The following is a 16,492-nucleotide window of genomic DNA, read 5'->3' as shown; positions in this document are numbered from 1 at the left end:
TATTATACCGAATTGGAGTCCAATATTAAAGACGGTAAAGTATTTTATATTTACTAGTGTAAAATAAAGACCCACAGCTAGGTGGGGATTGATTCAAATAATGAATCCAACCTCTGCTGTGAGTCCTAATTTTTATACTTTGCGTGCGATATAGGCAAACATTTGTGGGCCTGTATGAATTCCTAACACTGGGGTTAATGGAGATACAGTCATATTTCTAATGTTTAACGTTTTTTGGAACATTAAAGCGAGTTGATTGGCTTTTTCTTCATCTTCACCATAATGGATAGTTAAATCGATTTGAGTCCCTAAAAACTTTTTAGTGATAAGGTCCTTCATAGTTAAAAGGGATCTTTGTAAGCCAATGGCCTTACTTAAGGTGACATATACCCCATCTTCATTAACGGTAATAACCGGTTTAATGTGTAATAATTCACCGATGGTGCCTTCAACACGACCAATTCTTCCACCACGTTTCAAATACTTAAGCGTATTGATTGTGTAAATCGCTAAGGAGTCATGTTTTCTCATGATGTCCAGCAGTGGAACAATCTTATCCAGTGGGGTGTTTTTTTCTAGTAATTCAAGGGCATATTCGACAATATAACCTTGACCTGCTGCAAGTGTTTTTGTGTCATAGTGAATGACTTGTAAGTCTTTTTCGTTTTCTAGCACTAGTCTAAACGAATTAAATGTACCCGATAAACCTGATGAGATGTTGATGACAATAACCGCTTCATACCCTTTTTGTTTGATGTCTTTCAGTGCATTTTCTAAATCATCTACATCTGGCAAGCTGGTTGAAACTTGATGAGTGTCTAGTTTTTCATAGACTTCTTTCGGTGTAATTTCTACTTGGTCTTTATAACCCTTTCCATCGATTAAGATGTTTAGTGGCACAACATACAAGTTTTTGTGTTGTGATACATAGTTTTGACTTAGGTTTGCTCCAGAGTCTGTGATAATTGCTACTTTCATAAAATAATCCTCCATACGTTTGATGGTGTTTCATATCTAGTATTCAAAACTAGATTATCATGTATAGAATACATTGTCAATTAATATACAGAATGTTGACAACAAAAAAAGCGGAAATCCGCTTTTTTCATCGTGTTATGTATTTTTTTACAATATTTTCGGCTTGTTTGAGTCCATCTACAGCACTGGACATAATCCCACCAGCATAGCCTGCGCCTTCTCCCATAGGGTAAATGCCTTTGATGTTAGACTCTCCTAACTCATTTCTTTCGATACGAATAGGGGATGAGCTTCTGGTTTCTACGCCTGTTAAGATGGCATCGTCCATTCCAAACCCATTGATCTTTTTATTAAAATCAAGGATTGCTTCCATTAAGGTTTTAGATACGTAATCTGGTAATAAATCATTCAAATTAACGAATTGATATCCAGGTTGATACGTTGGTTTAACACTGCCTATTTTGGTTGAAATGCGGTTATTTAAAAAGTCTTTTACAAGTTGAATAGGGGCATGGTAATTGTTACCTGCCATTTGAAAAGCTTTTTGTTCTATTTGTCTTTGAAAATACATGCCTGCAAGTGGGTGTTCTGATTTAAAGTCTTCAGGCATTACATTGACCAAAAGCGCTGAGTTTGCATTTTCTCCGTCACGTTTAGATTCGCTCATACCGTTTGTGACTAAACCATTAGGTTCTGAAGATGCACACATCACGTAACCACCAGGACACATACAAAACGTATAAGCCCCTCTGCCGTCTTTACTCTTATAGCTGAGTTTATATTCAGCAGGTCTTAAAAAGTCTTTAAAATCACCGTATTGAGACTCGTTAATTAAGGTTTGAGGGTGTTCGATTCGTACCCCTAGTGAGAATGCTTTTTGCTTAATGGTAAAGCCTTTCTCATAAATCTTCAAAAAGGTGTCTCTCGCACTGTGTCCAAGCCCCATTAAACACACTTCTGTTTCTAGGTATGTTTCATTATTAATCATTACGCCTTTAAGGGATCCATCTTCAATCACAAAGTCGGTAACTTTAGAATTGAATCTAACCTCTCCCCCAAGTTCTATAATCTCTTTTCGAATATTCTTAATAATGCCTTTTAAAATATCGGTACCGACATGAGGTTTACTCATATATAAAATTTCTTCATCTGCACCGTGTTGGTGTAAGGCTTCTAGTACATATTGACATCTTAAGTCATTAATTAGGGTGGTTAACTTCCCATCTGAAAATGTACCTGCACCACCTTCGCCAAAAAGTATTGTGCTCGATTCAGTGAATACACCATCCGCCCAAAACTTATTCACCGCTTCTGTTCTTCTATCAACATCCAACCCACGTTCAAGGACAATTGGGCGGTACCCTAGTCTTGCGAGTAATAGACTCGCAAAAATGCCTGATGGTCCAAACCCAACGACAACTGGTCTATGTGACAACGGAGACGTACCACTAATCAGTGGTTCATATTTAAATGGGGTCACATAGGCTACATTAGTAGGGGTTCTTTTAACAATTCTTTCTTCATCGACCAATTCTAGATCAACAGAATATACATAATAGATTTGTTCTTTCTTTCGAGCATCTACTGCTTTTTTATAAATAGACATGGTTTTTATATCTTGTTCAAAAACCATGAATTTCTTTCTCAAAGTACTAATCAAAACTTCTTTTTCTGATGCCTTATCTTGTATCTTTCTAACATCAATTTTAATCTCACTAATTCTGATCATTGATTTCTCCTGCATGTAGTCCTGCTACACGTCCACTACTCCAAGCCCATTGTAGGTTATACCCTCCACATAGACCGTCAATATCTAAAAGCTCACCTGTGAAGTATAGCCCTTTATGTTTCAAAGACTCTAACGTCACAGGGTTAACTTCAGCCGTTGAAACGCCGCCTGCAGTCACCTGTGCCTCGTCAAAACCTTTAAACCCTGTAACCATAAAACGCCAATCAAACAAGAGTCTTGTGATCTTAGTCAATTCTTTTTTAGAAACATCCTTGACCAATGTGTGATCATGTTTGATACCGGCTTCTCTTAATAGTGGATGAATAAGCTTTTTATGAACTAACCCTACTAAAGCAAACTCAATGGTTTTTTCTAGTAGTGCATCAAATCGTTCGAGTATCTTTTGTTCGGCAATCCCACTAAGCAGTTTGACTTTCAGGAAAATCGCTTGATGGTCCAATAATAAGGCGTTTGCCTTTCTTGAAATTTGTAAAATGGTTGGACCAGAAATTCCATATTTCGTGAATAGAATATCCCCGTTTTCTGTTTGGATGATGTGATTATCGTGAATTAAAGAAACGTCTCCTTTAATCTTTACGCCATCCATTTGCTTTAAATAGGGACTTCTAAGTTCGAGTTTTACAAGGGCTGGAAAAATGTCTGTTACTGTATGGTTTAATGACTTTGCGAGTAAGTAACCAAAGCCATCTGAGCCACTAATTGGCATAGCTTTTCCACCAGTAGATAAAACAACTTTATCAAAAACCATCTTATTACCTGTGGATAAACTGAGTTCATAATGGTCTTTATGTGTGATACTTAACACCTGTGTATCTAAGAGAATATTTACACCAAGACGTTCTGCTTCATAGGCTAAAACTTCAGTGATGCTGGCTGCTTGTTCAGACATTGGGTATGTTTTGCCAAGGTCTTCTACTCTCGGAACAATCCCTAAAGATTCAAAGAACTCAACCGTTTCTTTAACACCAAACTGATCAAACACGCTCTTAACAAACTCTGGATTATTATAGTCATTAGCGCTTGCGTTCATGTTTGTATAGTTACATCTTCCATTACCTGTCGCAAGTATTTTTTTACCTAGTTTTGAATTTCTCTCAATTAATGTTACTGAATGATTTTGCTTTTTAAGTGTGATAGCACATACTAATCCCGATGCGCCACCACCAACAACTACTACTTTACTCATGACATCACTTCCTAACGGTATCATTATATCATAGCCCTTAATCTAATTTGTTAAGAGCAAAAAAAAGACTCGGTTAAGAGTCTATAAAAAATCTGATTCTGTTTCATATGGCCAAGTCTGGAATCCTTGAAGATCATAGACATTTTGATAGCCAATCTTTTTCATAATTTCTAATGCCCTATAACTTAAGATGCCTTCATCACAATAAAGCACATAGGTTTGAACCCTATCTGGATAATCATTATCTATGTTCATAAACTCTGAAAATGGATAACTGATTGCCTCTGGTATATGTGCTACTCTATAAGCATCATAGCTTCTGACATCTAGAAGCACAATGCTCTCGCCATCTTCTATTTTCTTGATATAGCCTTCATAAGTTAAATCATTGGCATTTGGTCCTTTAACGTAAAAATCAAACATCTTTATACACCCCTTATACCTTGCTATATTTTAGCATGTACTCGGAAAATAATAAAAAGATATGCCTATCTAAAACGAGTTTTTGAGACTACCCATGCATGCATCTTAATGTTTAGCCAAAATGCATAAATACCTAAAGTGATAATGGTGAAGAAAAACCATTTAATGAATTGACCAAAAAGTTCAATTGCTTTGCCTTCAAACACCAACTGTTTGCCTTCAATGTAGGTATGTTTTGCATACCATTCTTGTCTAATGCAAACAGCCCAAGGTGTAAGAATCCCTAATGAGATAATCACAATAATGCCTGATAAAATGCCGATACCAATTAAACCTAATAAACCACCTGTAAATTTAGATTCCATAGTGTAATGCCTCCTTTTAATTAAATTATACCCTATAAATCAATTAAAATAAATCATTTTCGATTGGCAAGTTTGAATCAAACAACAAAGGGTATTTTTTTAACCAATACTCTATTGTATTAAATAAGTCTTTAGCTCTCATCTTCATTACCAATGCATTACCTAACGTGTGATATTCTATGAGATTCAGTTTGTCTAAAGAAGGTAACACACGATAGAAGTTTTCTGATAAATGGGGGAACTCTAAGTTCTCATGTTTATACATGAATGATTCAATCACTTCATCCCCATTTTGAATCGTCACTTTAAATGGTTCTTTGGCAAATCGATTTGGAATATCCATCGATTCTTCAATCGCATGAATCACCGTATTTCGTTCAAACCCAACACCGACTAATAAAATGTACCCATCCATCTCCGCGAGTTTACCATATAACCCCTCTTTAGGTGTAGGCGTATGAAACCTTGCCTCCGCGGTAATCCACTCTGGGTTAATTTTTCCTGACATCACAAGAGAATGTGTCGGATGCAATGTTCTTATGCTTTTAGGATGTCTTAAAAACACATTAGAAAGGATACCTACACAAGCTTGTTCAGTCTTTGGATCAAAGTGATTGTTTTCTCTATTAATCGTTTTCCAAGTATGTGCAGGCATCATAAATAGACCCTCATTGAAATACTCAACCAGAGTATCAATTACCGTATCGGCATCCCCACCAATCGCCTTCATTGAGGCGTGCATTAAGAGTTTGTCTGTGCTTTTGAGATTCATTTGTTTAAGTTGGGTAAAAAACTTCTTTTTCATACAATCACTCCTTGAAGAAACAGTGACCAACTATTCATTGGTCACTGCGTTTTCGATTACTTTTGGTTTAACTGTTCTAGGCTTTCTTGGTTTTGGTGTAGCTAATTCTTTGAGTTTGACTTGATGTTTTTTCTCAACCATTGCTTTCTGTTTAAGAATAGCCTTTTTCTTTGCTTCTGCTTCTTTTTCTTTTTGTTTTAGAAGTTTAGCTTTTTCTTTTTCCTTTTGTTTTTTCAACAATAGTCTTTCTTTTTCAATACGTTTCTTTTCAGCCTCTTTGAGTTTCTGACGTTGAGCTTTTAGCTCATCGTTCAGTTTCTTTCTGAATGCTTGAAGTTCTTGTCTTTGTTTTCTAATCTCAATTTGATGTTCTCTTTGAGCTTTAGTAATCACGCTTCTAGTCTCTTTGTCGTATTTCTTCTTTTCCTCTTCGATGAGTTTAAGGATACGTTCTTCAGAGGTTTCCGCTTCTTTAGCTAATAGCGCTTCTTGTTTTTGGAGTAAGACTGTGTTCCATTTTTTCTCTAGTTCAATCGCTCTTTGAAAGTCTTTTTGTTTTACTTCACGAACAATGGTAGAGACACGTTGTTTTTCATACGCTTCTAGCAAAGCCTTTTCTGGGTCATCTTCAATAATCATTCTTGAGAAGATGTCTCCGTCAGTATTGTATTTAAAGAATGATTCATAAAGACTATTCGTAATCAAAGTAGCGTCTTCTAAAGCTTCTCTAAGATAGACTTTAATTGGTTCTTTATTCTCAACATTATAAGTTTCCTGAACTTGTTTTGTAAGAATTTGACGCATTTTACTTAAGTAGAACTCATTCATCGGTTGTCTTTCAATGACATAGACGTCTGGGTTGACTTCAACCTCATCTGGCATCATTTGCAAGATCTTTGGTTTAGTCTCTTTGTATTTAACTGGCATATAAGAGTCTTTAGATTCTTCAACAGGATCATTAACCAACAAAGTCGATAGCAACAACATCGTCGCTTGGTCAAGTTGTTTAATGTATTCGTGTTTGAATCTCTTTTGTCTACTGGAGGCTTCCAATGTATATTCCAGTTGAAAAGTCTTATCTAAGTATAGCCACAATAAATAAGCATTTTTAAAGTCCGTATTTTTTAGAATAATTTGGGTTTTAACAATCGGTGGTGTTACTGGTTTATAGTGCTTAAGTGTTTTGATAAATGTTGAGTTCGTTAGATTCGAAATCAGTTTATAAAGTCTTTCAGCTTTTTCTAAAACCATTATGTTATGGTCATCTGTTTTACGTTGAACGATGGATTCGTTTTGTTCAACGTTAAACTGAATGTTATAAGATGCATCACCAAATTCGAATTGTGATTCCACGTTCAGTCTGGTTTTACGGTTTGCATATAAGCCTTGTTTGATGATCTTAATGCGTTCAAAAGTATAGTCTCTTAAACGAAATACCAGTGTCATAATGAATCTATTTTCATAGATACCAAACTCTGTTTCAGAAAGGTCTGATAAGAGTTTTTGGGCAACAACATCCCCATCTTCATCGATTTCTCTGATGAAATTGGTATGGCTAGATAAGTGTTTAATGGCTGTGCTTCCAACGCGTTTAATCTTTTCAATAGGAAGAATTTCTTCTTCATATTTAATGGCAGAACGCATGTTTCTGGTAATTCTATCAATACTCGGAAAAAAGCTCTCTATCGTGCTAATCCACGTTTCATCGAACTTCTTTCTTTCTGTATCTTGTCTTTGATATAGGTTTCTATTGCCTTGATAAAAGGCATGGTAAAAATAGTTTGAAAACTCTTTGGTTTCCGCTTCTTGGATTCCTTTAGAAATTATTTTTTGAAAGTCGTTTAAATCATATCTGTATTTCATAAATACTACCAGTTAAACTGTTTGATGAAACTCTTCAGCATCTTCTTACTGTCTGTAAAGTTTTGCTTGCCAAATAATTTATCTAATACAACGATTAACTCTTCAATTTCGTTTCTAAGGAATGGAACGTTTAAGGATTCAAACTTACGAATAATCTTACGGCTTACCATATAGTCTAGTGCTTCAATTTCATCGCCACCACATGCAACATATACAGGGATGAATTGATGAATTTGCTTGTTAATACGGTTACCAAAGGCGATTGCAAATTTATCAATGATAAACTCATCTAGCTTTTGTAAGTTCTCTAACGTTTTTTGAGTGATTTGATAGTTTGACTGTGCACCTTTAAATAGGCTGTGTAAGTATTCAATGCTTAGTTTAACCGGTTTGGTTGGTTTCGCATCAAATATGGTTGCTTTATCATTCATTTCGATGGACGCAACACGGTCATAAACCTTATCGGTAATCGCAAACGTTGAGTCATCTCGGTTAGCTGTCCCAATAAACCAAACGTTTTGTGGGATTAGTAATTTACCGTTTTCTAAATGGGCTGGGTCTTCAGCGATTTGGTCTGTGATTAAGTTCACGCGCCATTCACTTGGATCTGGCATTTCTAATAAGGATAGGAAGTCTGCGAAGTAATACTCTACTCTCGCTAAGTTCATTTCATCCAAAACGATGAAATTAATGTCAGTACGATAGGTTGTTTCATACACGGCTTTTAGGAAGTCTGTTTCATTAAACTTCTTAGTGAATTCGTTAAAGTACCCAAGCATTTCACCTCTATCACGCCAAGATGGTTGAACCGAGATAATCGCAGCATCATTTTGGAAGAATTTCCCCATCGCGTACGCTAATGAGGTTTTACCTGTCCCAGATATCCCTTCAAGAACCATGGTTTTTGAAGCTGCCATACCTGAGAAGAAAATACGTGCTGTTTTTTCTGTATAGTATAGGCCAAGTTGAGAAGCTGAGAAGTGTACAAATCTTTTCACAAGTTCATTTAGACCCACTTGATCTTCTGATACCATAGCGGTTTGTAAAATGTTATAGCGATACGCTTCATCCACTTGTGATAACAGTGGGAATCTATTTTTAACAAACCCATTCGATTTCTTAGATCCTTTGGATTCGCCATTTACAATACCACCAGAAGCTGGTTCAGATGACAATGCCATAATCGCATTTTTCTCATCTAATAGGTTTTCAATTTCATAGTGAAGTACCGATACTTCATGAAGGAGTTCTTCTTTGTCTTTTTCTTTTTTAACAAAACGAATGTATCTTCTAAACAGTTGGATCACAAGTACTGTGATCAAAGCTGTTAAGAAAAACAGAATGACTAATGATGGAATCGCAAATACCCAGTCGATTGGTCCAAACGTTTTGGATGCAGATAAGAATTCTTGAATATACTCAATCGGTTCAATGAATAGTTTCTCACCAAGAAGGGAAAAGAATCTGACTATTCCGTCCCAGATGTTTGACATTATTTGTTTGAATAATTCTATAAACCATTGTGCAAATTTTTCCATTATTATCTACCTATAACCTATTCTTCGTAACAAATGGTAACAGTTCTTCTTTTGTAAGAGGGGTTCCGAAATAGGAGCCTTCCACAAATGGAACTTCTTTGGTTGCCATAAGACGTATTTGAGTTTCTTTGTCGACATGAGTTGCGACTAATGTAACTTGATCTTTTACCTGTTTAAAGATATTATCGTATTCTTTTTCCAGAACTTCAGCATTAATTCTTAAGAAATCAATCTTGAAGTTGCTGATGAATTGTTTTAGAATGCTTAAATCTTTTTGATAGTCGATGCTAAATTTGAATCCAAGATTCTTTAAGTTAATGATGTTCTTCACGAGTTTAATTTCGGATGAAGCTGGTCTAGCTACTAATACATGCAATACCACTTTTCTTGGATCGATTTGGTACTTCTTAGTTACCACATCCATGTAGTTCGCGATATCTGTCTGTTCTAGTTGTGATACTGACACCGGAATGAATGTATAATACTCTTTGTTTTTCATTGTATTATACACATCAAAACTGTGTTCAAGGGATTTTTCAAATACCCATTGACCAAACCAAAATGCATCATCGGTGGTTTCCAACAAAGGCATGATTTCACGGTATGAAATCAATTCTTTACCTTTTTGTTGAGATACTAATGTGTACATACCATAACACTTAGAATCTTCACTTTCCATAAGCGGTTCAAACTTAATTTGAACTTCTTTATTTTTAAGTGCGTCTTTCATTTCTTTATAGTGTTTTAAGGTGTCTTCGGTTTGTTTCATGGAATCATTGTAAATACTAATGGTATTTCCACCCATTCTTTTGCCATAATATAAGGCGCTCTTAAGATTAAGAAGTAACTCATTTAAGCCAGAACCATGTTGAGGATAGTTAACTGCCCCAATCGTGATTTTTCTTTGAATGGATAAGTCATTGGAAATCACCATTTTCTTTTCTGAAGCTTGTTTAAACTTAAGACAAATTTGAATGAGTTTGTCTTCATCTAATAGTTCTGGTAAATAAATTAAGAATGTTTCTCTTTCTGGTGATTGTGCAAACTTAGCCCCTCTAAATAGGATCATTCGAATGGAATGTCCTACTTTTTGTAGGTATTGATATACCCCATCAGGGTGGATGTATTCAGTAATTTGGTCAAACTGATCAATACTTAAGTACAGTAGTGAAAAGTATACTTGATTGTGTTTAGTGAAACGGTAACTCACTAAGTCTAATAAATCATCAAAGGTTGTTACGTCACTGACTGATAAGTATTTATCGTTTTTATAACGTGTGTGTTCTTTCTTAATTAGCCAATATAGCAGAGCGATGAGTGCAATAGATGTTAATAAGATGACAATTGAAAAGATAATGTTTTCAACTGTTGAAAATAATATAAGCATGGTTTACCTCTCTTTTTTTAGTATTGAGTAGCTAACAAGGCTTTCGGCCTTGTTAGCAGTCTCTTAAATAATCATACCTCTGCGGTTTTCTTCTTTCTTACTTCTGGAAAGTTTGAGTAAGAAGAATGCGACTGTGATCACCCATAATAGGAATGTCACAATCAACAACACGGTTAATAAGTAATCTGGTTGAGCGTCTTTATTGATGGATAAACGGTAATAACTCATTGAACCATCTTCAGCTTCAACTTTGATTAGAACCACGTTGTTACCAGCTTTTAAATCATCGATTGCAATTGAAATTTCATTCTGTGCTTGGCCTTGTTCATACCCTAATACAGTCACTTTTGCATTTGGACTAAATGCTTGTGCACTGAGTTGAATGTTTGGTGTGTTGTTGTTAACACTTAATGAATAACTGTATGTAGTTGGGTTAAATGCAAGTCTTTGTCCTTCAACAACCAATGTGTTTAGTTTCGAGTTGTTGTCAGGTTTTCCGTTTCTGACTAATTCCACTTCATAGATTTGTGTTTGGAGACCATCTGCTGATGTGACTTCAATTTCAATGGTTCTAGATTCTTGATTGATTGGGAAATCATAAGTTCTAAATCCTGAAACTCTTGCGCCACTCTCTTGGTCTTCAGTTGTCCCAGTTAATCTAACCTTAGTGGTGTTTGGTCCTACTTGAACGACATACTTGAAGGTAGAACTTTCAAATTCGTCTGGTGTAAAGTAAGTTATAGCAGATTCATCATCGTACGTATCACCTGTAACGCCCTTGACTAGAAGTGTATCTAGTAAAGCGTTAGAGTGAACATAGTTGATGGTTAATGTGTAAGTATTAACTTCGCCTGTTTGGGCAATAACGGAGATTGGGAATACGTTTTCTCCTGCAAGTAGAGGCTTATTGCCTAACCCTTGAATGGTCGCGTTCGAATCTGTGGTTGCGCCAATGGTGATGTTATCTTTACTTGATTGTGTTGGCATTGTGATAACATATGCGTTAACTTCTGGATCAAAACCTTTAACCAATACACCATCAACCGTTAAACTATTTAAAGTGTTATCCACTTCTGCTTGTTCTTTAACGACTCTAATGATGTATGTTGCTGTTTGATTAGATCCATTTTGTGATACTACATATAAATTATAGGTTAACTCGTTAGAGTTTCCAAATAACTTCACGCCGTTTCCATAAACCGTACCTACTGCAGTAACTTGTAAGTTCATGTTCATAACATAATAAGGCACTGTAATGGTATAAGATTGTGTAACACCATCAAATTGAGTTAATGAGGATTCTAATGTTCCTAAATAGCTTACTGAGTCACTACCTAATAGGTTAAGCGATTCAATTTCAGCTAAGTCACTTAATGTAACACCACGATAGAAACTGATTGAGTATTCACCAACCGTACCATCTTCAGCCATAACTGAAACTTTAACGATTGTATGATATTTTCCATCAATAAATCCGCCTAATAAGACGTTACCAATACCATATACATTACTCTTAGCATGCATGGTTTCTGCTTCTAATAATACTGTGTTGATATTCGCATCTTCTTTAAGGTTAATGATGTAATCTCTCGTATCAGGACTAAATGATCCAGTGAATGATAATACATTTCCATTCTTATCTTTTACGGTTAAGGATTTTAATGAAGTATCACTACTTGGTTCAGTTCTAGTAATTTCGATTTGATATCTAGTACCTTCAGTATTACCTTCTGAACGTGCGTATACCGTGAATAGGTTGACACCCACTTTAAGGGTCTTAGCACCTGTTCCAAATACGGTTGCTTTTTCATGGAAAGTTGCGTAAATATTTACCATTGTTACATCGAAATCCACTGTTAATCGATAGACTGTCTTAAGTGGGTCGAATGTAGGAGTGATTGAATAGTTTTCAACACCTAATGTGTAAATACTTGCATCATTACTTAAACTGTTAATGGTTACTGAGTAAACCTTTGGTGTACCATCTTCCGCAATGACTGTAACATTAATGGTGTTTTTACCTGGTACGATTGGAACGTTTCCTAGATCGCCAGATAACACTGAATATGGATCATTTTTGGTTGCTCCAATGCTCACTTGACTAACTAACGCAGAATCAACATTAAATGTATAACTTGTCTTTGTTGGATCAAATCCAGGGATAAGTGACCCATTCATTGTTAATGACTTAAGTGTGTTATCTGTGCTTGGATCAGCCTTAACTACTCTAATAGTATACGTTTCACTTTGAACTAATCCGCTCTTAGAAACCATATAGAATAGAATGACTGTTTCTTTGGTAGCTAGGGAGTACTCACCTGTACCATATATACTTGCCCCATTGGCGTTAGAAACATATAACATTGCCTTTTGAGTTTGATAAGGCACATTGATTACATATTCCTTTTGTGAAACTGTAAATTGGATTGGTGCAGTAGGATACTTATCGTTCCCTAGATATAGAATCGTATCGCCATAAAGTGATAGATCATCAATTGCGATACTATCTTCTGGATCAATATTTCTAGTGATGGTTACTGTGTAAGTCTTAGTGGTTGTACCATCTTCTGCTGTAACTATGATTGAATAACGGTCAGTCGTCATACCAATACCTGATTTAAGTGTATGAACACCTAATCCTGTAATGTCTTTAACTACGCTATTTGAAGTAGCAATCAATTCAATTTCCACGATTTGTGGGAAGCTTGTTAAATCGATATTGTAGTTTAGGGTATTTGGATCAAACACTGGATTATAGTTAATAGGCGTTTGAGTCGTATTATCTAATACCGTTAAATCTTTAAGCGTTGCATCTGAACTTACCTTCATCACGCGAATATTGTAAGCTTTAGGGTTGCCATTTTCAGATGTAACGATTACTGTAAAGAACTGATCGTTTGTATCAATTGGCACAACACCTAAACCAGAAATCTTAGCTGTAGAAGGACCGGTTGCACCAATTTCAATTTCTGTGGTGTTAGAAGCGATCACGACTTCTTGATAAGTCTTCGTTTCATCTAATAAACGTTTAATGCCGTTTTCGATGATGTAGAACTCTGATAATTGGTTGTCGCTATCTCCCAGAGATCTTGTGACATTAACTGTATAAGTAACGCCTACTGTCCCATCTTCTGCAGTGACTGTGACTAAGATTGCCTTAGTTTGACCAGGTTGTAGAGAATGGAATCCTGCACCTGTTACAGATGCTCTAGGGTTTTTAATAGCGTTTAAGTTAAACTGTCCGTCATTGTAATCTAACTCAATGTCATATACAAATGTATTTTCATTAAAGTTTAGTGGGTAATTATTCTTAGTACCTTCGATTAGTAAATCGTATAGTTTATTATCTGTACTGATTGGGCCAGTTCCACCACCTTTAGGTCTTTCAACTCTAATGGTGTAGGTTACGGTCTTACTCTTGTCTTCTGAGGTAGCTGTAACTTTAAATAAATTTTCGCCATCTACTAAGAAGAATCTACCAGTACCAGTTAATGTACCATGTGGATCAGATATGGTTGCATCAATGTCAACGTGTTGAGTACCGATTGCTACCATGCCTAAATCATAGAATAATGTCTCTTTATCATAAGCCACTGTATAGCCTAATACTTCTAGTGTTTCAACTTCGATGTCGCTGTTCTTAACATCGACATAAACAAAGTATGTCTTTTGAGTCTTGTTATCTTCAGCTTTAACGGTAATCTTTAATGAAGTTGTTCCACCACCTAATAAGAACTGTGTAGAAATATCTCCTGATACGGTTGCGCCTGCATGATTTGCAATCGCATTGATATCAATGAATTCATGAGTTCTATCAAGTGTTATTCGGTATACAAGTGTGGATGGATTAAACACTAGTTTGGTTGGTGTTAATGAAGCATCACCAACTAATACAGTTGAATCGAGTGAACTAATAGTGAGTTCTTTTAATGTCGCATCGTTAGATGGTGCATTTCTTGTTACGACGATTTCATATCTTGTGCCTTCTGTCTTATCCTCAGCTGTGACATAGAAGGTAATAGTTAAAGTAGTTCCAATTGAATATTCACCATTTCCTGATACAACTGCTTTTGAATCATTTGGCGTAACGGTTAAATTTAGGTTTGTTACACCATAAGGCACTGTGATTTCATATCTAGTCTTCAATGAATCGAATGATTGGTCATTAATTAAGTATTCATTCGCGAAGAAGTCTCTTAATGAAACGCCCTTAATGCTTGTGTCACTGCTTAAGGTTGTCCCTTGTAAAACAGTAATTGAGTATTCTCTGAATGTACCATCTTCTGCAGTAACTACAAATGTATAAGATTGTTTAATTGTACCATCAAGACCTGGTGTTAATGTCTTAACGCCATAATCGCCTGATAAGGTTTGTTTAGCAGCATCTTTTAACACAGGGTCAATCAATACACTGGTCACAGAAGCCGTTTTTGGCAATGTGATGGTGTAGTTATAGGTGCCTGGTTTATAAGTAGCAACGCTATCGAATGTTAATGGATTGTCATTGTTATCCAGTACGACTAAGTCAGCTAAGTTTATATCGCTATAAGCTTCATTCTTAGTAACTGTAACTGTATAGATGACATCTTGTGAAGCATCGTTAATAAGGGTTCTGTATTCAGATCTAATAACAATGTCAAATGTGTTAACACCGGTAAATAAGTTTTGATTGCCTGTACCTGTTATTGAAGCATAATGATTTGGATTGGTCATGGAAACAGCTAAGTTAATCAGAGTTGTATTCCACTTGAAAGGTGTTTTAATTTCATAGTCAGAAACCAGTTTATCGAAATCGTCAATCAATTGATTATTTAACTTGATGCCGCTGACATCTGTATCATCATTAGCAACATAAATACTTAAAATGTATTCTGCATCATTTAATCCATCTTCTGATCTTACAACAAACTTAAATTCGTTTTTACCTAGTTGTAAAGGTTTTATACCATTACCGCTAACGATTGTGCCGTTTTCATCGGCTAAAGCAACTAAGTTGATTTGACGACCGGCAAAGCTTCTATCTAAACGAATGGTCATGATGTTATCAATGACTAAATCAGCTAGACGGTTTGTGCCATCAATCGAACCATTTATGCTCTTTAAGATTGCATTTGAAGAAGGAATTAGCTGTTCGTATTGATATGTGTATAAAGTACCTTTTGTACCGTATTCACTTTCTGATTGAATCGTGATTTGGTTTATCCCTTGTTTTAACGTATAGGTGAATTGTTTGTTTGAATCTAACGTGACCAATGCACCATCAACATATAACTTTTGATACGCGTCTGCTTGTGTCACTGTAAAGACGAATGTCTTTTTGCTAAATAAGAAACTACCTAAATCATAGATTCCTACATGTGTACTAAAATCATACGTAATCCCTGTGATTTCTATGTCATTGATCATGTGGTTATCGTTTTTAGCGATTACCTTCACTTGATAGGTGTTTTGTGTCCCGTTTTCCGCTGTTACCACGATAGAATAGGTGTTTTCTACACCGGCATTCACGACTTGTGTGCCTGCACCTGTGACGGTCGATAAATCACTTGGATTGACGGTTGCTATTAAGTTTACAGAAGCGACACTTCTGTCTACTCTCACCGTATAACTGTTTATTGCTGGGTCAAAGTCTAATAACTGATTCACACCGCCCACCAACACTTGTAGGTCTGATAGTTTGTTTTCTGTCTTCGCTATGTTTCTTGTGTAGTTTAATGTGTAAATCTCTTCTGTGATCCCATCTTCGGCTACCACTTTAATCGTGATGGTGTTTGTCCCTGTCTTTAATACATAATCAAATAAGTCCGCTGATTTTAATTGGCCATCTACGTATAATTTCGCATAAGCGTCAGTATAACTGATTCTAATGCCTATTGATCCGTCAAAATCGCTAAAATTAAACACACCTAAATCTTGGGCGTAATCTGTTGGATTGAAAGTATATCCGGATAATTTATCGATTTGAATGTTTGTGATATCGGCATTGCTAGATACGACGTAAACATTAAGTACATATTCAGAAGTCATGGTTCCATCTTCTGATTGAACCACTACTTTAAATGAGTTAAGTCCACTTACAAGCGTCTTATTTCCATTTCCTGAAACGATTGAACCATTCTTACCTGCAACACCTGTTACAGTGATGACTTTACTCAAGAATGTTCTGTCTAATGTTACTTCTGTTGTAAAGTTTAAAG

Annotated in this window: 10 protein-coding genes; all 10 read right to left on the bottom strand. The window is 35.8% G+C overall.

Translation table 11 applies throughout. The features are described 5' to 3' along the window. Positions 1–132: 132 nt before the first annotated feature. A complete protein-coding gene (locus JN09_RS03375; RefSeq protein ID WP_204432669.1) occupies positions 133–978 on the bottom strand; it encodes a DegV family protein in 846 nt (281 codons plus the stop codon). A 127-nt stretch (positions 979–1,105) separates the two neighbouring features. After that, positions 1,106–2,707: an NAD(P)/FAD-dependent oxidoreductase gene (locus JN09_RS03370; RefSeq protein WP_204432668.1), complete on the bottom strand. Its 1,602-nt coding sequence runs from the start codon at positions 2,705–2,707 to the stop codon at positions 1,106–1,108. Continuing rightward, positions 2,694–3,914 carry a BaiN/RdsA family NAD(P)/FAD-dependent oxidoreductase gene (locus JN09_RS03365; protein ID WP_204432667.1) on the bottom strand — a complete coding sequence of 407 codons (1,221 nt, stop codon included), beginning with the start codon at positions 3,912–3,914 and terminating at the stop codon, positions 2,694–2,696. Before JN09_RS03365 ends, JN09_RS03370 begins: the two co-directional genes overlap by 14 nt. Before the next feature lie 81 nt (positions 3,915–3,995). Beyond that, positions 3,996–4,337 (bottom strand): rhodanese-like domain-containing protein, encoded by a 342-nt coding sequence (locus JN09_RS03360; protein WP_204432665.1) that lies wholly within the window; start codon positions 4,335–4,337, stop codon positions 3,996–3,998. A 65-nt stretch (positions 4,338–4,402) separates the two neighbouring features. Beyond that, positions 4,403–4,702 (bottom strand): hypothetical protein, encoded by a 300-nt coding sequence (locus JN09_RS03355; RefSeq protein ID WP_204432663.1) that lies wholly within the window; start codon positions 4,700–4,702, stop codon positions 4,403–4,405. A gap of 43 nt (positions 4,703–4,745) precedes the next feature. Continuing rightward, complete coding sequence (locus tag JN09_RS03350; protein WP_204432662.1) at positions 4,746–5,507, bottom strand: AAC(3) family N-acetyltransferase; 762 nt, start codon at positions 5,505–5,507, stop codon at positions 4,746–4,748. Between the two features lie 30 nt (positions 5,508–5,537). Further along, positions 5,538–7,370, bottom strand: coding sequence for a hypothetical protein (locus tag JN09_RS03345; protein ID WP_204432660.1), 1,833 nt, complete (start codon positions 7,368–7,370; stop codon positions 5,538–5,540). Between the two features lie 5 nt (positions 7,371–7,375). After that, positions 7,376–8,908 (bottom strand): DUF8727 domain-containing protein, encoded by a 1,533-nt coding sequence (locus JN09_RS03340; RefSeq protein ID WP_204432659.1) that lies wholly within the window; start codon positions 8,906–8,908, stop codon positions 7,376–7,378. Positions 8,909–8,918: 10 nt separating this feature from the next. Next, the gene (locus JN09_RS03335) at positions 8,919–10,295 is read right to left on the bottom strand and encodes an EAL domain-containing protein (RefSeq protein WP_204432657.1); all 1,377 of its coding nucleotides are present in this window, start codon (positions 10,293–10,295) and stop codon (positions 8,919–8,921) included. Between the two features lie 63 nt (positions 10,296–10,358). Further along, a complete protein-coding gene (locus tag JN09_RS03330; RefSeq protein ID WP_204432656.1) occupies positions 10,359–16,451 on the bottom strand; it encodes a cadherin-like beta sandwich domain-containing protein in 6,093 nt (2,030 codons plus the stop codon). Between the last annotated feature and the right edge of the window lie 41 nt (positions 16,452–16,492).

Source organism: Paracholeplasma morum (genome assembly GCF_016907055.1).
In the GTDB taxonomy this organism is placed as follows: domain Bacteria; phylum Bacillota_I; class Bacilli_A; order Acholeplasmatales; family UBA5453; genus Paracholeplasma; species Paracholeplasma morum.
The sequence above is the reverse complement of the archived record's forward strand: the minus strand, read 5'-3'. Positions and strand labels throughout refer to the sequence as shown.

What these genes read in the sequence shown, in the direction of transcription:
- JN09_RS03375 (WP_204432669.1), bottom strand. Translation starts at nt 978, where the DNA reads ATGAAAGTAGCAATTATCACAGACTCTGGAGCAAACCTAAGTCAAAAC.
- JN09_RS03370 (WP_204432668.1), bottom strand. Translation starts at nt 2,707, where the DNA reads ATGATCAGAATTAGTGAGATTAAAATTGATGTTAGAAAGATACAAGAT.
- JN09_RS03365 (WP_204432667.1), bottom strand. Translation starts at nt 3,914, where the DNA reads ATGAGTAAAGTAGTAGTTGTTGGTGGTGGCGCATCGGGATTAGTATGT.
- JN09_RS03360 (WP_204432665.1), bottom strand. Translation starts at nt 4,337, where the DNA reads ATGTTTGATTTTTACGTTAAAGGACCAAATGCCAATGATTTAACTTAT.
- JN09_RS03355 (WP_204432663.1), bottom strand. Translation starts at nt 4,702, where the DNA reads ATGGAATCTAAATTTACAGGTGGTTTATTAGGTTTAATTGGTATCGGC.
- JN09_RS03350 (WP_204432662.1), bottom strand. Translation starts at nt 5,507, where the DNA reads ATGAAAAAGAAGTTTTTTACCCAACTTAAACAAATGAATCTCAAAAGC.
- JN09_RS03345 (WP_204432660.1), bottom strand. Translation starts at nt 7,370, where the DNA reads ATGAAATACAGATATGATTTAAACGACTTTCAAAAAATAATTTCTAAA.
- JN09_RS03340 (WP_204432659.1), bottom strand. Translation starts at nt 8,908, where the DNA reads ATGGAAAAATTTGCACAATGGTTTATAGAATTATTCAAACAAATAATG.
- JN09_RS03335 (WP_204432657.1), bottom strand. Translation starts at nt 10,295, where the DNA reads ATGCTTATATTATTTTCAACAGTTGAAAACATTATCTTTTCAATTGTC.